Source organism: Mycobacterium celatum (genome assembly GCF_002101595.1).
GTDB classification, from domain to species: domain Bacteria; phylum Actinomycetota; class Actinomycetes; order Mycobacteriales; family Mycobacteriaceae; genus Mycobacterium; species Mycobacterium celatum.
In genome coordinates this window covers 56,577-75,783 of record NZ_LQOM01000006.1, presented here as the reverse complement: position 1 = coordinate 75,783, position 19,207 = coordinate 56,577, and the positions used below count along the sequence as shown (strand labels likewise).

The 19,207-nt window shown below is 65.0% G+C and carries 13 protein-coding genes and 1 pseudogene; 6 read left to right on the top strand and 8 right to left on the bottom strand.

Annotated features, from left to right (window positions below):
* Positions 1 to 206: 206 nt before the first annotated feature.
* A complete protein-coding gene (locus tag AWB95_RS23170; RefSeq protein WP_062539073.1) occupies positions 207 to 479 on the bottom strand; it encodes a hypothetical protein in 273 nt (90 codons plus the stop codon).
* Positions 480 to 573: 94 nt separating this feature from the next.
* Between AWB95_RS23170 and AWB95_RS23165 the strand changes: the two genes are divergently transcribed.
* Positions 574 to 1,146, top strand: a complete 573-nt coding sequence (locus AWB95_RS23165; RefSeq protein WP_169714618.1) for an Abi-alpha family protein — start codon at positions 574 to 576, stop codon at positions 1,144 to 1,146.
* 102 nt (positions 1,147 to 1,248) lie between these two features.
* Here the strand turns inward: AWB95_RS23165 and AWB95_RS00850 are convergent, their stop codons facing one another.
* Entirely contained in the window at positions 1,249 to 2,877 is a 1,629-nt protein-coding gene (locus tag AWB95_RS00850) for a DUF445 domain-containing protein (RefSeq protein WP_238600909.1), read from the bottom strand.
* 144 nt (positions 2,878 to 3,021) lie between these two features.
* Positions 3,022 to 3,618, bottom strand: coding sequence for a TetR family transcriptional regulator (locus AWB95_RS00845; RefSeq protein WP_373280753.1), 597 nt, complete (start codon positions 3,616 to 3,618; stop codon positions 3,022 to 3,024).
* An 862-nt stretch (positions 3,619 to 4,480) separates the two neighbouring features.
* Here AWB95_RS00845 and AWB95_RS00840 point away from each other — a divergent pair.
* The 4 genes from AWB95_RS00840 to fdhD are packed head-to-tail and all read left to right on the top strand — an operon-like array spanning position 4,481 to position 10,317.
* Entirely contained in the window at positions 4,481 to 5,929 is a 1,449-nt protein-coding gene (locus AWB95_RS00840; protein WP_062539070.1) for a cytochrome ubiquinol oxidase subunit I, read from the top strand.
* Positions 5,930 to 5,946: 17 nt separating this feature from the next.
* Complete coding sequence (gene cydB, locus AWB95_RS00835; RefSeq protein ID WP_062539069.1) at positions 5,947 to 7,056, top strand: cytochrome d ubiquinol oxidase subunit II; 1,110 nt, start codon at positions 5,947 to 5,949, stop codon at positions 7,054 to 7,056.
* Positions 7,057 to 7,069: 13 nt separating this feature from the next.
* Positions 7,070 to 9,442 carry an FdhF/YdeP family oxidoreductase gene (locus tag AWB95_RS00830; RefSeq protein WP_084706979.1) on the top strand — a complete coding sequence of 791 codons (2,373 nt, stop codon included), beginning with the start codon at positions 7,070 to 7,072 and terminating at the stop codon, positions 9,440 to 9,442.
* Positions 9,443 to 9,444: 2 nt separating this feature from the next.
* Positions 9,445 to 10,317, top strand: a complete 873-nt coding sequence (gene fdhD / locus AWB95_RS00825) for a formate dehydrogenase accessory sulfurtransferase FdhD (RefSeq protein WP_085167427.1) — start codon at positions 9,445 to 9,447, stop codon at positions 10,315 to 10,317.
* A gap of 20 nt (positions 10,318 to 10,337) precedes the next feature.
* Here the strand turns inward: fdhD and AWB95_RS00820 are convergent, their stop codons facing one another.
* The 3 genes from AWB95_RS00820 to AWB95_RS00810 all read right to left on the bottom strand — a co-directional run bounded on the left by AWB95_RS00820 (position 10,338) and on the right by AWB95_RS00810 (position 12,570).
* Entirely contained in the window at positions 10,338 to 11,318 is a 981-nt protein-coding gene (locus AWB95_RS00820; RefSeq protein WP_180275993.1) for an FUSC family protein, read from the bottom strand.
* The gene (locus AWB95_RS00815; protein ID WP_062539086.1) at positions 11,315 to 12,244 is read right to left on the bottom strand and encodes a LysR family transcriptional regulator; all 930 of its coding nucleotides are present in this window, start codon (positions 12,242 to 12,244) and stop codon (positions 11,315 to 11,317) included. Before AWB95_RS00815 ends, AWB95_RS00820 begins: the two co-directional genes overlap by 4 nt.
* Positions 12,245 to 12,375: 131 nt before the next feature.
* Positions 12,376 to 12,570 (bottom strand): hypothetical protein, encoded by a 195-nt coding sequence (locus AWB95_RS00810; RefSeq protein WP_180275992.1) that lies wholly within the window; start codon positions 12,568 to 12,570, stop codon positions 12,376 to 12,378.
* A 101-nt stretch (positions 12,571 to 12,671) separates the two neighbouring features.
* On the opposite strand from AWB95_RS00810, the pseudogene AWB95_RS00805 reads away from it, so the two are divergent.
* Positions 12,672 to 13,540, top strand: a pseudogene (locus AWB95_RS00805) (catalase); the annotation flags it as partial.
* Between the two features lie 8 nt (positions 13,541 to 13,548).
* Here AWB95_RS00805 and AWB95_RS00800 read toward each other — a convergent pair.
* Together AWB95_RS00800 and AWB95_RS00795 are read right to left on the bottom strand one after the other, a co-directional pair.
* A complete protein-coding gene (locus AWB95_RS00800) occupies positions 13,549 to 14,994 on the bottom strand; it encodes a lipase maturation factor family protein (RefSeq protein ID WP_062539067.1) in 1,446 nt (481 codons plus the stop codon).
* A gap of 39 nt (positions 14,995 to 15,033) precedes the next feature.
* Complete coding sequence (locus AWB95_RS00795; protein ID WP_085167436.1) at positions 15,034 to 19,194, bottom strand: alpha-(1->3)-arabinofuranosyltransferase; 4,161 nt, start codon at positions 19,192 to 19,194, stop codon at positions 15,034 to 15,036.
* Positions 19,195 to 19,207: the final 13 nt, after the last annotated feature.

Here is a 19,207-nt window from a genome sequence, read left to right as displayed (position 1 = left end):
AACGCCGTCGAACATCTGCGCAGCGCGGCGACAAATGTATGGAATGCGTTGGAGCTATTGCGATATCCAGACGGCGCTGGCGATGCATCCGCCGGGCTGTTGGGAGGCGCAGCGGCAGGACGAAGCCCGGTCGACGATTTACTGAATCCTCTTGGCGCTGTTGGGCGGGCCGCAGGTGTGACGGACATCCGCCGCCTGTTGAACTTTCAAACGGGCAGCACGTCGGCGCCGCCCACCGAGCGGGCGACGGCGTCCGAATCTGTGAACGAGCCGGGTTTGTGGAACCCGTTCGCAGCGGTGAGCGATGCGGTCAATGAGGTAGTGGGGACACCCGGGCGCGAACAGCCGACGAGCCCGTCGACGTCCGATCCCGCGACCGCGAACGGAAAATCGGCGCCGTCGGCGGCCACCCAGCCCGACAACCTCGTCAGCGCGGTCTTGGGCAGAAACCCCGCCACCGACGTCTTGGGCAGGGTCATCGGTGCTGCCACCGAACCGGTGCAACCGGTCGTCGAGCAAGTCGGGGAGGGGTTACGCCAAGTCGCGACAGCACCATTGACCGGCGTTCGAGATGTGATCGACAAGGTCGTCGGCCCGCGCGACGAGATAGATGCGTTGCGGAAGCGCGGCAACGCACTGATCCGGATCTCCTACAAGCCGGAGCTGCAACGCCGCGATGTGCACCCGTCCTTCTCACGCATCCTCGACGAACTGCTTCCCGATGAGGCGCGAATCCTGCGCTTCCTGGCCGTGGCCGGCACCCAGCCACTGCTCGACGTGCGAACCAAGACGCTGTTCCAAGTGGGCTCAGTGTTGTTGGCCGGCGACGTCAGCATGGTCGCGTCGATGGCGGGCTGTCACTGGCCCGACCGCGACCACCATTACTTCGCGAACCTCGAACGCCTGGGCCTGATCGACCTGTCGCGCGAACCGGTCGACGACTATCGCAGGTATGCGCTCTTGGAAGTGCAACCCGCCGCCTTGCACGCGATCGAAAGCGGGCAGAAGACCATCACGATCTACCGCAGCATCGCCCTTACCGCGTTTGGTCGGCAATTCATCGATGCGTGCATCGATACGGAAGGCTACAACGCCGGCGGCTGGGATACCGACGGCCGGCAGGACAAAATCCGCGGGCAGGCGTGACACGGCGCTTTGCACCAGCCAGGTCGCGAGTGGCCAGTTATTACACGGGATTTCGTTAAAACCGTGCAATAACTGGCCACTGGGCGAGGCCTGATCGGCAGCTCACCATCCGAAAAGCAGTAGGTGCACGGCGCCGACCGCCACCCCGAGCAACCCGCCGTGGACATACAGCAGCCACGCATCCTGCTCGATTGCCGTATAAAGCATCTCGCCGAACTCGGCCGGCGGCAGCGCCCGGAACCGTTGCGTCGCAAAGGCTTCGATCTTTTTCGCCTTCTCTTCGTTGAACTCCTTGGAGTAGAATACTTCCGGCGCGAAGTTGACGAATTCCATACTCGCCCGTCGTTGTAGTGAGTCCAAATCAACCAGCCCGAAGGTATGGGCCAGGCTGGAGACCACCGGCGTCAGGATTCCGGTGACCTCGTCGGAGACAACCTCACCGATAAACGCCGCGGTCTTGTCACCGCAGGCGCCGAAGAGCAGTTCTCGGGCGAAGTTGGTGACGGTGAGCACTTCCGTCGACAGCATGTGAGCGAACTGGGCCGCCGCCTCATGCTGTCGCCTCGGCAGTAGTCCTTGCTTCCACAGGTACCTGTACCGCGGCTGCGGGTCGCCGGGCTCGAACACGACCTTGATTGCCAGGATGTTGACGACGACTCCAATGAGAGCCGCGCCGCCGAGAACCATGATCCAAGTGGGGATCGCACTCAGAACCGGCGGATGAAACTCGCGCACGAACGTCAGATACAGGGCCAGGGGAAAGCCGAACAAAAATCCCAGCGCGCCGATGCGGACCATGAACCTCAACTCCGGCCCGCCGAAGCCTTTGAAGATGTCGCACAGGATGCCCGGATTGCTGCGCAGGTAGTTGACGGTCATCAGCTTGACGTTGAGCAGGTCGTCGATGTGCTCGCCGATCTTGGCGAAGGCCTTGCGGGAAATCACCGGTAGCCGTTCGTCGATCGTGGCGAGTACCGCATTGCGCGCCGGCTGCGGCAATATCTGCCACAGCAGCGCATGCTCCTTCTCGAGAACGTCGGTCGCCAGCTGGCGAATATTCGGCCGCGCTGCTTTGGATAGTTGTTCCGCGAGGACGTCGGGCTCGAGCTCCTGGTAGAAGTCCGCGATGCCGCCGATCCGGAAAATCGATTTGTCCACGATCAGGCTGGCCATCTTTTCCGCCCGGCAAGGGATGAACCCCTGGAAGCCCAGGACGCCGTTGGGTGCGAAGATCGGCAAGATCTGCACCTTGCGCGGCAGAAGCGGAAAGATTGTCTTGAGGCCACGCATGTGGAAGCCGGTGAAATGGACCGGCGCGAAAAGCATCAGCACGCCAGTCCAATTCGTGATCAGACCCGCGATTGCGCTGAAGATCGGAATGCTGACAAGGTCCACCACGAACTGAGATTGACCGGTCAGCTCTTCCCAATCAATAAACGATGACGCTGTCGTCAATTCGATCATTTCGCCCGGCCCGTCGGGATTTCCTCGTCTGGTGGTTGGCATCGTAACCCGGTTGACGTGCTTCGATTTTGGTAATTGCTGAGATTGTGGCCGCTTTGTCTTCCGCAGACAAGGCTGCGCCGAAACTTGGTCCGCTGACGACGTCGCCCGCTGCGGCCCGCCTGGGTAATTTCCTTTGCAGCGCGACGGCCGAGCGCACGAAATCCCAATTCCGCCTTGCGAAGAAAGCGAGCACATCGTGGCATTTCTACAGCTCACCGTCTTCATGTTCTTCATCATGTTCCCGCTGTGGATTCCAGTGGCAGTCACTGTTGGCCCCAAGGTCATGACAGGCGTCCGACGGGCCCGCGGCGCAACCGCGAAGAGGCCACAGCTGCGTGCGGTCGCCCTTCCCCAGCAGCGTCCCGCTGTTTAGCGGCAGATAGATTCCCCGACCAAGAGGCGTACAGCGAGGTCCAGCCTCCTGCTGACGTCGGCAGCTGATGCCCGCCGGGTCAGCCACGCCAGCAGATTCGACAGCCAGACATCGGAGATCACCCTGGCGGTGCGGTAATGCTGCTCGGCAGGCTGCCCATCGCTTATCGCCCGGGCGAACATTCGGTCCGTCATCCTGCTGACCCGGTCAACCTCGGCGGCCGCCGACCCGTCGGCGAAGACGAAGGCACGCGTCATTGCTTCTGCCAGTTGCGGATTGCGCTGCATTGACCTGTTGAGTCGGTCGATGATGTGGTGCAGTCGCTCAGATGCGCTGCCGGCGACGGCGTTGAGCTCGGCGGTGGTATCAACGTGTTCAATTTCCCGGCCCAGGAGCGACACCAACAAGTGCACTTTGGACGGGAAGTAGCGGTAGAGCGTACCGACGGCGATACCTGATCGTTTGGCCACCAGGCGCATTTGAACCGCCTCGTAGCCGCCCGTAGCCGCAATCGCCAGCGCGGCGTCCAAAACGCGTTCGCGGCGCTGCTGCTGAGTCTCGACACCGGATTCCGGTGCGGTCAACGCGAGCACCGCCACACCCCTCGTTCGTTTGATGGTTCCTGTCGATCACCTTTGCAGGGTGCTTGACCTTACGTCCAAGAACGAATTCCTATGCGGTGATTGACCGTGTTTATCGGAGACGCGTGGGTGCCGCCGTGCATCACCCGCCGATCGCGCTCGTCGAGCGAGCTGGCTGGACGGGGTCGGGATCGTTCATGTCATGGCCGGCGGGCTTGCCGCATCCGAGTCCGTCGTATTAGATGGCCCGCCGGTAGCTGAAGAATTCGAATTGTGCACCGAAATAGCGGTGCTATCGACTGGAGAAATTTAGGAAACACGCCAACGTAGCGCATCGCCGAGAAGCAACCGCCGTCTGAGCGGAAAGATAGCCGTCATCACTACGCACCTGAGAACATACGGCCGCTGAGGTTCCGAAGTTGCGATGACAGAAGCGGGTAAAGACCATAAAAAGCATGTATCGGCTCATCGATAGTGAATATGACGATGTCGCGTGTCACCGCCGACGGCTCGGCGATGAGACGACCGGTCGTCAGGCTCAAGTCCAGAACTCTTGCAGGCGCCGCGATTACGAGTTGCGGCTCGACGTGACGATCTGGCCGGTCTGGAGGTGCGCTCCACGGTTCCCGCCGTTACGTCGTGATTATCGCCCAGAATTATGCGAAAGTGCGGGGGAGCAAACGGGTGAGTTGTCGTCCATTGCCGAACGAGAAAATCACTACCGGAAAAATGTTTGGCTGGCAAGGCGCAGGACTAATAGAAACTATCTATTGATAATCTGGCGGAACTCGCGCGCCCAGGTGCTTTCCCGGCTTATCGTTTGGTCATGAGCGTGGTGCTCCAGTTGGTGGGGGCGTAAGCAGGTGACGCGCTGATGGATGTAGTCGACGTTTCGCGGTGGCAGTTCGGGATCACGACCGTCTACCACTTCATCATGGTGCCGCTGACGATCGGGCTGGCTCCGCTGATCGCCCTGATGCAGACCGCTTGGGTGGCCACCGGCAACACATCGTGGTATCGACTGGCGAGGTTCTTCGGCAAGCTCTTCCTGATCAACTTCGCGCTGGGCGTCGCAACGGGGATCGTGCAGGAGTTCCAGTTCGGGATGAACTGGAGTGAGTATTCGCGCTTCGTCGGCGACATCTTCGGCGCACCGTTGGCCATGGAAGGGCTCGCCGCGTTCTTCTTCGAGTCGGTGTTCGTCGGCTTGTGGATCTTCGGGTGGAGCCGGCTGCCGCGACTCGTGCACCTGGCCTGCATCTGGGTGGTGGCCATCTCGGTCAACGTATCGGCGTTCTTCATCATCGCGGCCAACTCGTTCATGCAGCATCCGGTCGGAGCGCACTACAACCCGGAAACCAAACGCGCCGAACTCGACAGCATCGTCGTGCTTTTCACCAATAACACGGCAATAGCGGCGTTCACTCACACGGTCGTGGGCGCCTGGCTAACCGCAGGAGTGTTCGTCGCCGCGGTCTCCGCCTGGTTGATGGTGCGCGAACCCACGGCCGACGACGCACGCACCATGTACCGTCCGGCAACCATCCTGGGCTGTCTGGTTGTGCTGGTCGCCTCGGTGGGCTTGTTCTTCACCGGGGACATCCAGGGCAAGCTGATGTTCAAGCAGCAGCCTATGAAGATGGCATCCGCGGAATCGTTGTGCCACACCGAGACCGACCCGACCTTCTCGATCCTGACAGTGGGCACCCATAACAACTGCGACAGCGTGGCGCGTGTGCTCGAGGCGCGATACGCCCTGCCGTTCCTGGCCGAGGGAAAGTTCAGCGGCGTCACTCTCGAAGGCGTCAAGGACATTCAACTGCGCTACGAAAAGCAGTTCGGTCCGGGCAACTATCAGCCAAACCTATTCGTGACGTACTGGTCTTTCCGCGCGATGGTCGGCCTGTTGGCGGTGCCGGTGTTGTTTTCCCTGGTCGCCCTTTGGCTGACTCGCGGTGGCCGGATCCCCAAGTGGCGCTGGTTATCCTGGTTCGCATTACTGACGATCCCCACCCCCTTTTTGGCTAACAGTGCGGGTTGGATATTCACCGAAATGGGCCGTCAGCCGTGGATCGTGGCGCCCAACCCGACCGGCGATCAGATGATCCACATCACCGTGCAGCAGGGGGTGTCGGATCACGTCGCCGGCATGGTGCTGTTCTCGGTCATCACACTCACGTTGGTTTACGCGGTGCTCGCGGTGATCTGGTTCGGATTGTTGCGCCGCTACGTGGTTGCCGGTCCCCAGGAGCACGATGCCGAGCCTGCGCCGCCGGCCGTACCGAGCGCGGACGAGGTTGCACCGCTGTCGTTCGCGTACTGAAAGGAATTGATTCATCGGTGGACTTGCATGAACTGTGGTTCGTAATCCTCGCCGCGCTGTTCGTCGGATTCTTCATTCTGGAAGGTTTCGACTTCGGCGTCGGGATGCTGATGGCGCCACTGGGCCGTGTCGCCAAGGGCGACCCTGAGATGCACCGACGGGCGGTCCTCAACACGATCGGACCGGTGTGGGACGGCAACGAGGTGTGGCTGATCGTCGCCGGCGGATCGATGTTCGCCGCGTTCCCCAACTGGTACGCAACGGTTTTCTCTGCGCTCTATCTACCTTTGCTTGCAATCCTCTTCGGCATGATCCTCCGTGTCGTCGCGATCGAATGGCGGGGCAAGGTCGACGACACCGGGTGGCGCAAGTGGGCCGACGTCGGCATCGCTGCCGGATCCTGGCTGCCCGCCGTGCTGTGGGGTGTCGCGTTCGCCATTTTGGTGCGTGGCCTTCCGGTCGACGCGAACCATCGTGTCCATCTGTCGTTCGGCGACATCATCAATCCCTACACCGTATTCGGCGGCGTGGCGACCGGCGCGCTGTTCTTGTTCCACGGCGCGGTTTTCCTGGTCCTCAAGACCGCGCAGGGAGTTCGCGAGGATGCGTTGCGTTTCGCAACCGTCTTGTCGCTGCCGGTCACGGCTGTCGTCGCGGCGTTCGGGCTGTGGACGCAGTTGGCCCACGGGAAAAACTGGACCTGGTATGTGCTGGCGGCCGCCGTGATCGCTCAGCTTGTCGCGGTCGCGCTGGTGTGGCGTCAGTGGATCGGTCTGAAAGTCATGACCGGAAACCCCAGGGAAGGCTGGACTTTCGTGTGCACGACGCTCGTCGTCGCCGCGGTAGTCGTGCTGCTGTTCGGCGCGCTGTATCCGAACCTGGTGCCGTCGACGCTGAACCCGCAGTGGAGCGTCACCGTCTACAACGGGTCGTCGACGCCGTACACGCTGAAGATCATGACGTGGGCCGCGCTGATCACCGCCCCGGCGGTGCTGGTTGCCCAGGCGTGGACGTACTGGGTGTTCCGCCGCCGGATTTCGGCCGAGGCCATCCCGGCGTCGATCGGATTGCGCAGGGACGCGGCAGGGCCGCGCATCGCTGTTGACCGGAAAGCCCCTGCGGCATAAGGAGAGTACGACGATGACCACAACAACACCTGACGAGTCGGCATCCCGGCTGCCCGGCGAGGGTGCAGAGGTTTTGCTGGGACAGGGCACGCCAGAATCGGCGGCACCCGGATGCGGGCCGGGGGAGGGTCGCCCGAAGAAACGCGACTATCACCACCCCGCGGCGGGATGGGGCGCAGCGATGAGTGTCAGCAAGGTACTGCTGCAACGTCGCGAGCTGCTGGAAGGTCCGCAGGTGATCGTGCGGATGAACCACGAAAACGGCGGCTTCGACTGCCCGGGCTGCGCCTGGCCGGACGACCGCAAGGGCCTGCGCCTGGATATCTGCGAGAACGGCATCAAGCACTCGACCTGGGAAATGGACCCCAAGCGCGTCGGCCCTGATTTCTTTGCCGCCCATAGTGTTACCGAGTTGCTGACATGGAGCGATTTTGCGCTGGAGGATGCTGGTCGGCTCACCCAACCCATGGTGTACGACCCGCAATCCGACCACTACGTACCCATCGAGTGGGAGCGGGCATTCGCACTGATCGGAGAGACTCTGCGCGGTCTGGACTCGCCTAACCAGGCCTCCTTCTACACCTCGGGCCGGTTGGGCAACGAGGCAACCTTCCTCTACCAGTGGTTCGTCCGCGAGTTCGGCACCAACAATTTCCCGGACTGCTCGAACATGTGCCAGGAGGCCAGCGGTGTCGCATTGTTGACGACGCTGGGCACCGGCAAGGGCACCGTCGACCTGGTCGACTGGGAAGAATCCGACTGCCTCATCATCATGGGCGTCAACGCCGCCACCAACGCCCCGCGGATGCTCACGGCGTTGGTGGAGGCGCATCGCCGCGGGGCGGCCATCGTGCATATCAACCCGCTGATCGAAGCTGCCGCGACCCGAACGATCGTGCCGCACGAGATGCTCGACATGGCGCTGTTCCGCGCCACCGACATCAGCACGATGAACATCCAGCCTCGCACCGGCGGAGATTTCGCGCTGATTCGTGGCGTCGCAAAGGCGCTACTGGAAACCGCCAAAGACGACCCGGCGGCAATCGATGAGCTGTTCATCGAGCGCTACACTCGCGGCTTCGCCCAGTACAAAGCGGCGTGCGAGGCGGTGAGCTGGCCGGAGATCGAACACCAGTCGGGTGTGCCTGTCGACCAAATCCGCGGTCTCGCAGACGTTTATCGGAACGCGAGGGCAAGCATCATTGCCTGGTGCCTGGGCGTGAGCCAGCACGCCCACGGGCCCGACGCCGTTCGTGAGATCGTCAATCTGTTGCTGCTGCGCGGCAACATCGGCCGAGAAGGCGCGGGGCCCTGCCCGATTCGCGGCCACAGCAACGTGCAGGGCAACCGGACCTGCGGCGTCGACCATCATCCGTCCGAGGAGTTTCTCGACCGCATCGCGGCCGCCTGCGAGATAGACGTGCCCCGTGAGCACGGGCTGGACGTGGTCGCCACCATCAATGCGATGCACCGCGGCGACGTCAAGGTGTTCTTCGGAATGGGCGGCAACTTCGCCCTGGCCGCACCCGACACCGCCTACACCTTCGAAGCGTTGCGCCAATGCGAGCTGACCGTGCACGTCTCCACCAAACTCAACCGCAGCCATCTGGTCCACGGCCGGCGCGCACTGATCCTGCCCTGCGTGGCGCGCACCGAAATCGACCGGCAAGCCAGCGGGATTCAGTCGATCACGGTCGAAGACTCGATGAGCATGGTGCACCTGTCGGTGGGCATGAAAGAACCGGCGTCACCGCACCTATTGTCGGAGCCGGCCATCGTCGCTGGCATCGCCGAAGCCACCCTGCCGAACTCTAAGACCCCGTGGCGCGAACTCGTCGCCGACTACGACCTGATCCGAAACCGAATGGCCAAGGGGCTGTACGGCTTTGAAGACTTCAACCGGCGGGTGCGTCAACCGCTGGGCTTCCGGATCCGCCAGCCCGCACGAGAGCTCGTGTTTCTCACCGACTCGGGCAAGGCCGAATTTTCTGCTGCCGAGTTGCCGAACGTGGTTCCCCCCGAGGGACAACTCATCTTGGGCACGATGCGCTCCCACGACCAGTTCAACACCACGGTGTATTCTGATGACGACCGGTACCGGGGGGTGAAGAACCTGCGCACGCTACTGTTTATGAACACCATAGACATGGCCGAGATGGGTATCTCCGAGTTTGACTACATCGACATCACCAGCATCGCCAAGGACGGCACCCGGCGCAGTGTGTACGGCTACCGCGCGGTGGGTTACGACATTCCCCGCGGCTGCGCGGCGGGCTACATGCCCGAGCTCAACGTGCTGTGCCCAATCGGGAACTTCAACGCCGAGAGCGGTCAACCGGTGATGAAGCACGTCCCGATCGAAGTCACCCGCTCGGCGGCTCGATAACCATGGGTCGCGTTACTGCACGCCGGAGAGCCAGCCACCTGGCGGCTGGTCATGCGGCCGAACGGCCCGAGACGCTGGCGGTCGAGGAACCGCTGGAGATCAGGGTCAACGGCCGCCCATTGACGGTCACGATGCGCACGCCCGGCTCCGATTTCGAGCTGGCCCAAGGGTTTCTGCTTACCGAAGGCGTGATCGCCCGCCGCGACGACGTGCTCACCGTCCGGTATTGCCGAGGGGCCGACGGCGGCGACCTCAACACCTACAACGTGCTGGACGTGACGTTGGCGCCCGGCGTGCCGATGCCCGAGGTGGACGTCACCCGCAACTTCTACACCACGTCGTCGTGCGGCGTGTGCGGCAAGGCTTCCCTGGAAGCGGTGCAGTCGATCAGCCGGTACTGTCCCGGCGACGACCCGGTCACCGTCCACGCGCAAGCGATCACCGCGATGCCAGACCGACTCCGCGCTGCGCAGAATGTGTTCGCCAGCACCGGCGGCCTTCATGGTGCGGCACTGTTCGACGCCGAGGCACGGATGCTGGTGGTACGCGAGGACATCGGCCGCCATAATGCGGTCGACAAGGTGATCGGCTGGGCCGTCGAGCAGAGTCGAATCCCGTTGTCCGGCACGGTGCTACTCGTCAGCGGCCGCGCGTCGTTCGAGTTGACCCAGAAGGCTGTGATGGCCGGGATCCCGGTGCTGGCCGCGGTTTCCGCGCCGTCGTCGCTGGCGGTGGACCTCGCCACACAGTCCGGTGTGACGCTGGTGGCGTTCTTGCGGGGGGACTCGATGAACGTCTACAGCCGTCCCGACCGCATTATTCGTCGCCGCGAAAGTGCAACTGGCGACGCATCTACTCGAGAAATACGTAGGTAGTTGCACTCTCACGGTGAGATTTAGTGCTCGACCACCTGCTGCAGCTCGTCGGCGCAGGCATCGATCACCGCCGCCAACCGCACTTGCTCAGTGGTGTGAGTAGTCGGGCAGAGTTCCACGGTGTGATTGTGTGCGGAGCTGGCGTGCACGACGGCGACGGCGAGTTGGTCCTCGGCGAGCGCTGTGCCAGCATCGGCGAGGTCGCGAATAGCGGCGCGCAACGGTTCGGCGATCCTGTGATGGTTGGTGACGGTGCGGGCCAGCTGCAGAACGGAATTGGCGAGCAGCGCGAGCTGCGCCGCTTGACGATCAGCGGCGCGAGTGGCCTCACGTAATGGCCATCGCAGTGGGCAGACCCGCGCCAATTGAATTGCGGTGCTGCGAGCTTCGATGAGCCGCGCCAGCTGCCGGTGCAGTCGGTCCGCGGCTTTCAGTGCCCAGTCTGGTGCCAAATCATCAGTGACATCGGCGATCTGGACGAGGATGTCACGCAGCGCGGTCAGTGTGCCGTCGCGTGCACCGCGCAGCACGGCCAGCGGGTTCTTGGGGAAGATCAAGATGCTGAAGGCCACCGCCAGACCGCCGCCGATCAGCGCGTCGAACAGTCGTTCCGGGCCGACACCGCCATACGGAAACGCCAGAATCAGGATCGCCGACATGGTGGTTTGGTTGACGAACATCGGTCTTTGCCGCGTGAAGCCCCGGCCGATCAAATCTGCGATACAAAGCGAAATCAGCACGGCTGCACCCATCGCGAGCGGCCCGCTGCCCAGCACGGCGTGCACCGCCGCACCGATGCCGATTCCCAACGTCACGCCGATCACCATTTCGACGGCGAGTTCCGCGCGAACCACGTTGGTCGCCCACAAGCACACCGCAGCGGCGATGGGTGCGAAAAACGGGTTGTGGTGGCCGAGCACGTCGCGCGCGAGGTACCAGGCGAGGCTCGCGGCGATCGCGGTCTGCGCGATTGGCCATAAGGCGCGGGTCACGAGAGTCACTGACGATAGAGGCTGCCGAGCCGTTTGGCGAAGAACTCGTCGAGTTTCAGCTTGTGCGCGCTCTCCACGAATGCCCGGGCCACGGGCGAACCGGGCCCGGTCGAGTTGGCGGCGACGGCGATCTGCGTCTTCAGGACCGGGTCGACGAGTTCCACCGCCCGCAAATCGGCGGCCATCAGGTTGGCCCACAGCCAGGTCTGCGGAACGATGCACGCTCTGTCGCCGGTGGTGGCCTGGGCGAGCAACGTACTGACCGAGTCGGTCTCGACGTGCGGGCTCACCGTGACGCCGTGGCCGGCGAAGGTCGCGTCGATGATCTGGCGGACCCGCATGTCCGGGGTGAGCAAGGCCAGCGGCAGCTGTGCCGCCTCCGGCCACCGCATCGTCGAGGTACCCGTGGGCAGCATGTCGGCGGGCGCGATGAGAACATAGCGATCCTCATACAAGGGCACCACATCCAAGCCGCGCGTCTCTTCCGGCCCGACGGGGACGATGGCGGCGTCGAGCTCAAACCCGCGCAGCCGCCGGTACAGATCGGAGGTCGCCAGCTGCGAACGGATCTGCACCTTGGCCAGCGGATGAGCCGAACAGAACGCTGAGAGCACCAGAGACGAAGTGGTCGAGGCAGTAGGTATGGCGCCCAGCCGCAGGGTCCCGACGACCCCGGACCTCATGGCGCGTACCTCGTCGCGGAAAGCGTCGTGTTCGGCGATTATCCGCTTGGCCCACACCAGCAACCGCTCTCCCTCTGGGGTGAGGCCCTCGAAGCTGCGTCCGCGTTTGATAAGCGTGACATCCAGTTCGCGTTCGAGCTTGGCGATCGCCGCGGAAAGCGCGGGTTGCGACACATAGCACTTCTCGGCCGCGCGGGCGAAGTGGCGTTCCTCGGCGACCGCGACGAAATACTCCAGTTGGCGGAAGAGCACGACACCTCCTTCCGCACGCGCGTCCTTCAGCAAGCCCTGCCGGCTAGTGCTGCGGACAAGTCTCGCACTGTCAAAGCAGCTTCGACGGCGTTCCGCGATGCTTCAGCCTTGGAGGCCCACTATTAGGGTTCCTATCTGTACCCCTGTATGTCTTTGTCTTCGATCGACCGTGCCAGCTCTTGACCCGTGTCGGTGAGCTGCAGGTAAGCGGAGTACATCCATCGCTCGAGGTCGTCGTAATGCTTGACGTAGCCGTGGAAAACCTTGTGCATCGAATGATCGAGCGACTCATTCCACGGGATGAAGTGTTCCCCTTCCGGGGCCACGCCTCCGGGATGTACCAAAGAGCGTATGACCTCCAAGGTTTCGTTCTGTACCGCCGATGGCGACGCCGACGGATTCTGCTGTCTGACATGCCAATCAACCGCATGGCTATGGCTTGCATGCCTTTAGCTGGATCAACACTGCTGGGTGAAGTATCACTTCAAAACCAATCAGGGTATCGAGTGGTTGACCCAGGAGGAGGGGGATCGGCTGGCCGGCACCGACCCGGATTGTTGTATGCGCGATCTGCATGAGGCGATCGAGCGCGGGGAGTATCCGAGCTGGTCGCTGAAGGTGCAGATCATGCCGTTCGCCGACGCGAAAACGTATCGGCTCAACCCGTTCGATGTGACCAAGGTGTGGCCGCACGCCGATTATCCGCTCATCGATTTGGGCACGATGACGTTGGACCGCAACGTGACTGATCACCACACCGAGGTCGAGCAGGGCACCTTTGCGCCGCACGACCTGGTGCCCGGCTGTGGGCTAAGCCCGGACAAGCTGTTGCTGGGGCGCAGTTTCGCCTACGCCGATGCCCACCGCTACCGGGTCGGGGCCAACCACAACCAGATCCCGGTCAACGCCCCCCGCTGTGCGGTGCGCTCCTATTCCAAGGACGGGCAGATGCGATTTGTCAACTCCACCGACCCGGTGTATGCCCCTAACTCCGTCGGCGGGCCCAAAGCCGATCCCGACCGCGCCTCTGAGGTGCGCTGGGCCACCGACGGGGAGATCATGCGCGCCGCCTACACGCTGCGACCCGATGACGACGACTGGAGCCAGGCCGGCGCTCTGGTGCCCGAGGTCATGGACGACGCGGCGCGCGAACGCCTGGTACACAACGTCGTTCACCACGTCACCGACGGCGTCAAAGAACCCGTGCTGTCCCGAGTAGTCCAATACTGGTACAACATCGACCCCGACATCGGCAAAAAAATCGAAGACGGCATCCGCGCCAGGGCGAACCGGTAGGGCAAGCGCTACGGGGTAGCCCGATGTACTTTCTCCAACGCGACCGGCGGAACGTAGAGACCCTCGAGTGTGCGATGCCACCACGCGCGTTCCCGGATCAGCTCCCGCGCCGTGGTGAACCGGTAATGGTAGAGCTGGGCGCGGACGAATTTCGGCGGTGAACCCGGGAATGGGTTGCGGCGCAACAGTCGTAGGGTCGGCGGATCGTTTTCGAGCAATCGCACCAGGAACGCGCGCAGCCACGGATATGCATAGTGCGGGGAGATCGCGGCGAACCACATCAGCCAGTCCAGCCGCAGGTGGTAGGGCGCCCATTGTCGCGGCAGCTTGTCCACCGGGCCCGGCTTGCCCTTGAATTCGTATTCCTTCCATACCGTCTGCCTGGTGATGGTCGGCTCGTCGGTCCCCTCGATGACCACCTCGTAACGAGTCCGACCGATGCTGCCGAACGCTCCGTAGGTGTTGATCAAGTGAAATGGGTTGAACGACATGTTCATCCGCTGCCGGCGCGAGATCATGTTGCGCACCGGCCAGTAGCTCAAGAACACCGACACCGCGGCGAACGCGATCACCAACACCGCGAACCAGGCCGGCGGCTCGGTCATCGCCGGCTGCTGAGGAATTGACAACACGGCCGACGCCGACGACACGTCGATCACGCTGCAACCCAACAGGATCGTCAGCCAATTGAGCCAGGCGAAGTTGCCGGACGCCACCAGCCACAGCTGGGTGATCACAACGATCGTGCCCGCGATGCTGGCCACCGGCTGCGGCGCGAACAATGCGAACGGCACGACCAGCTGCGCGAAATGATTGCCCGCCACTTCGATCCGGTGCAGCGGCTTGGGCAGGTGATGGAAGAACCAGCTGAACGGTCCCGGCATCGGCTGCGTCTCGTGGTGGTAGTACAGGCAGGTCAGGTCGCGCCAGCATCGATCACCGCGCAGCTTGATCAGCCCCGCGCCGAACTCGAGCCGGAACAGTAGCAAGCGGGCCAGCCACATGGTCAGAACCGGCGGGGCCACATGGTCGTTGCCGAGGAAAATCGCCAGGAAGCCGGTCTCGAGCAGCAGCGACTCCCAGCCGAACGAATACCAGGTCTGCCCGACGTTGACGATCGACAGGTAGAGCACCCACAGCACCAGCCACATCAGCATGGCGGCCCAGAGCGGCACCAGACCCGCCACGCCGGCGACGATTGCGGCAGACAGCGCTGCACCGAACCAGGCGACGGCGGCGAAAAACCGATCGGAGTAGCGGAAATGGAAGATGCTCGGGACGTCCCGGAAAGTCACTCGAGCCAGGAACTGCGGCACCGGCAGCATCCCGTGCTCGCCGATCAACGCACGGAACTGCCGGGCTGCCGCGACGAACGCAATCAGGTAGACGGCTGCGATACCACGCTCCAGTACCAGCCTGCCCAGCCAATATTCGGGTGCGCTGAACCATCCCATGCCCGCGGCTCCTCGGACGGTGGACTTCTATTGTCTCGCTTACCCAGGTTCGCGTGGTCGCAATACCACCACCGAGCCGACCAAGGCCCCGAGCGAAATCAGCGCCAGCAGTTGCACACCGGCCGAATGCCCGGCATAGCCGTCCACCGACCGCCACGGATGCCGCGACAGCGCTGCGCCGGCCAGGATCAGTCCGGCCGCACTCAAACCGACGGTCCATCGGTGGTGCGGTCGCAGCCATCGCACGCCGAGGAAGGCGGCGAATACCAGGACACCGGCCGCGCCGGCGATCACGACGCCGGCTCCCAGCATCGCAACGGCCGCCCACCGGCCCGGCGCCCACGGTTGCGCCGGTGAGTCATCGGGCGGTCGCCGGCGACCGCGCCACAACGCCATCAGCACCAACAGCGGCAGCAGAGCCAGGCCGCCGGCCAGGCCGCCGCGGTAAGCCGAGTTGGGCGCGAATGTCAGCGTGATGGGGCCGGAGGTTCCCGCCGGCACCACCCAGCCCTGCTGCCAGCCGTTGACGGCGACCGGGTTGAGCCGGGTCCCGGTGCTGGTATGCGCCACCCAGCCGCGATTGATGCTTTCCGGCACCACCAGCACCCGAGTGGTCGTCGCCGCGGCTACCCGAACCTCGCGATGCGCCGGACCCCACACCGCGGCTTCCACGGGATTCGTTGTCGCGCTGGGCAATTCGGCGGCGTTCAGCTGGGCGCCGTCGACGACGAACTGCTCGCCCGGACTGATCAACAGCTCCTGCTGACCGGCCGGCAACGCGATCGGTTCATGGTCACACGGCTGGGCCGCCACCGGCTCGCCGTCGAGCAGCGCGCCCACCGTGGACTTGATCGCCGTGTGCACGAACCGCCCGGCGATCGCGACGACCGGGCCCCGGCTGCAGTCGACGGTGACCTCGCGGGAGCGGTTGCGGGCGGCATCGGCGGCCGCGACCGGTTTGCCGTCGCTGCCCAGCACCGCGATCTCGGCCAGTCCCGGCGGCTTGAGCTGGTCGAAGCCCAGCGCGGTGCGGTCGATCACGTCGACCCAGTCGAGCAGGCTGACCCTGATGGTGTCGGTGACCCGCGGTTTCAACAGCACGGTCTGCGGCGCCCCGTCGCCGGATTTCAGCTCGCGCGTCTGGGGGCCGTCGCCCAGGTCGACGGCGACCATGCTCGGATGCGTGGGCACCGCCGAAGCGCTGGGGGTGAGCCGTAAACCGGCCACCTCTGCCGGCCGCGGCAAGCTCACGGTCAGCGTCGGCGGCGTCTTGTGCTGCACCACCCGCTGCGGCGCCGTCCACGCGGTCGCCGGATCGCCGTCGGTGGCCGCGTACGCCGAACCCAGGACGTCGACCAGGTCGGAGTCGCCGCGCGCCCGGGCAGTGTCCGGCGCGGCGAGCAGGTCGGCCAGCTTCGGGCCCTGCCGGGCCCGCACCCATACCGTCGGCGTCACCGACACCGGGCCCGGCACGTTCAGCGTGCGGCTGAAGGTGGCCGGTGTTTCCGGGGTGAGCGCCATCGAGGCGGCGCAGCGCATGTCTCGCGGACCGCGGGCGCAGCCTGGTCGGCCCAGCAGCTCGGAACCGAGATCCCATCCCGCCACCGCGCTGTTGGGCGGCGGCGCCGGAACCCGCACGGTGTGCCGCAGATCAATCGGGTGGGCGAAGCCGGACGCGTCGTACTGGGTGATCGACAAGTCGGTGATGCCGAACTGCACACCGGCGGAGCCGTTGTCGGTGCCGATCGCGGTGATTCGCAGCCACGGGGTTTCGCCGTAGGGCAGCGCCGCACTGAGCGGCTTGCCGGCCTCGTCGAAGCGCAGCGTGGTGGTGCCGTTGACGGTTTCGATCTGGATGCGGCGGACCTGGGCGCCGACGGCGGTCGCGCTGGGCGTGAGCGTGATGACGCCGTTGGTCACCGGGTGGTCGAAATCCACCTGCAGCCACTGGCCGACGGCGGACTGCAGCCCGTTGGAGACCCACGCGGTCGCCGGGTCGCCGTCGATCGCGGCCGCCGGTGAGGCGGCCGGTGCGACGTCGGGCAGCGCGGTGGCATCCGACGACGAGCTGGATACCGTCAGCCGCCCGCCGGTCCAGCCGCCGTAGACGGTCTGCGCGCCCGGTGTGGGGTAATCCGGTACCCGGTTGAAGGTGTGCCGGGCATCGCCGGCCGCACGGATCGCCGACGAGTGGTGGTCGACGCGGCCGTAATCGGTCTCCCGCGCGACCGGGGTGTCGCTGACGGTCACGACGGGCAGCGGCAGACCGGCGCGCTGGGCGTCGGCCGTCAGCAGCACCGGTCCCAGCGCCGGCCGACCGCGCAGCCGCCGGCGTTCGTCGAGGCGCAACAGCACTTCAGGCCCGCCGTCGACCCGGGGCAGCTCGTCGATGTCGGCGACGTACGGCGCTCCCGGATTCCCGGCGGTGGCGTCGACCCGGTAGATCTCCACCGCGGGATACCGCGGCCGCAGTTCGCTGTCGCTGACAAACCCCGACACCGGCCCGGGCCCGACCGGCGCGCCGAACTGCGCCACCTTCGCCAGCCGCGGCGAGCCGACGATGGCCCGGTGCACCAGGATCGGACGCGCCGAGCGCGACGTGTCGGGGTCCAGGTCATTGCGCAGCACGACATAAGAAATACCTTGCCGGGCAAGGGTATCCGCCAAACCCGCGGACGGCCGACCGGCGGCGAGCAGCCGCTGCACGGAGTCCAGCGCGCGGATGGTCTGCGGCGGGGTCAGCGGAATCGAATCGCGCACACCCCACGAGCTTCCGCCCAGCACCTGCAGCGGCTCGTCGTGGCTGGTGCCCCACACCTGGGTGGCGAACGGCGCGCCCGGGACGACCAGTACCCGCCCGCCCGTGTTGTGCTCGTCGAGCCAGCCGGCGGCGTCGTGCCAATACTGCGGTATCGCGCGGAACGCGCCGGGCGGGGTCAGCCGACCGGTCCACGCGAGCGACGTGCTGACCATCAGCGCGACCATCACGACGATCCCGACCGCGACCCGCCTGTCGCGTTCCGGGTGGTCGAAGGCCCGCAGCCACACCCGCGCCGGCGCGCTGCCCGGCAATGGCACGCGGCTCAGCAGCTGCGCCAAACCCAGCACCAGCGGGATCCGGATCAGCGATTCCAGCTTGTGCACGTTGCGCAGCGGTGCCCCGCCGGCGTCCAGAAAAGCCTGCACGTGATGGGCCAGCGGCGACCCTAGCCCGCCGGAGTAGCCGGCGGCGATCAGCGCCACCCCGACCAGCAGCATCGTCACCAGCCGACCGCGAGCGGGCATGCCGGACATCGCGAGGCCGGCCATCCCGGCCGCGGCCACCAGGCTGGTGGCCAGGATCGCGGTGGTGCCGGTGACCAGCGGCGCACCCGCGGTCGCGTTGGGCGCCACGAACGGTGTCCAGCTCTCGGTGCCCCGCAGCACCTCCACCAGCGACGACCATTGCGTGGTCACACCCGACGACTCGATGAAGTCCAGAAACGGTGGGCTGATTCGGGCCATCAACACCAGCGCCACCAGCCACCACGTCATCGCGAGCGTCAGCGCCAGCAGCCACCAGGCGGTGAAGCGCCACCACACCCGGTTCGGCCGATGGCAGGCCCACCAGATCACCGCCGGCAGGCACCCCGCCAGCGTCGCGATCGCGTTGACCGCGCCCATCAGCGCCACCGCCAGTCCGGCCTGCCCGGCCAGCCGTCGCAGCGACCCCTCGCCCCGTAACGCGAGGATCGTCGACAGCAGCACCCAGGGCGCCAGCATGATCGGCAAGGTTTCCGACGAGATCGACCCCAGCGTGGTCAGCACCCGCGGGGACAGCGCGAACGCCGCCGCGGCGATCACGCGTGACGTCGGGCTTCCGACACCCAGCGCCTCGGCGACCCGCAGCAGCCCCCAAAAACCGACGGTGAGCAGCAGCGCCCACCACAGCCGCTGGGTCACCCAGCCCGGCAACCCCAGCAGATGCCCGGCCAGGAAGAACGTGCCGTGCGGGAACAGGTAGCCGTATGCCTGGTTTTGCGCCTGCCCGAACGGAAGCTCGCTGTTCCACAGGTTGGTGGCGCGGGCCAGGAACCGCAGCGGGTTGGCGGTCAGGTCGAGTTTGGTGTCGGGGGAGATCTGCCCGGGCGCCTGGGTAAAGCTCAGGACCAGCGCCACCGCCCCCACCAACCACAGCCAACGACGGGAAAGCGGAGTCACAGCGGACGAAGCG

Excerpts from the sequence above, each read along its gene's own strand:
- AWB95_RS23170 (WP_062539073.1), bottom strand. The coding sequence starts at position 479 with ATGACCCTGCCCAAGACGTCGGTGGCGGGGTTTCTGCCCAAGACCGCG.
- AWB95_RS00850 (WP_238600909.1), bottom strand. The coding sequence starts at position 2,877 with ATGAAGACGGTGAGCTGTAGAAATGCCACGATGTGCTCGCTTTCTTCG.
- AWB95_RS00840 (WP_062539070.1), top strand. The coding sequence starts at position 4,481 with ATGGATGTAGTCGACGTTTCGCGGTGGCAGTTCGGGATCACGACCGTC.
- AWB95_RS00830 (WP_084706979.1), top strand. The coding sequence starts at position 7,070 with ATGACCACAACAACACCTGACGAGTCGGCATCCCGGCTGCCCGGCGAG.
- fdhD (WP_085167427.1), top strand. The coding sequence starts at position 9,445 with ATGGGTCGCGTTACTGCACGCCGGAGAGCCAGCCACCTGGCGGCTGGT.
- AWB95_RS00800 (WP_062539067.1), bottom strand. The coding sequence starts at position 14,994 with ATGGGATGGTTCAGCGCACCCGAATATTGGCTGGGCAGGCTGGTACTG.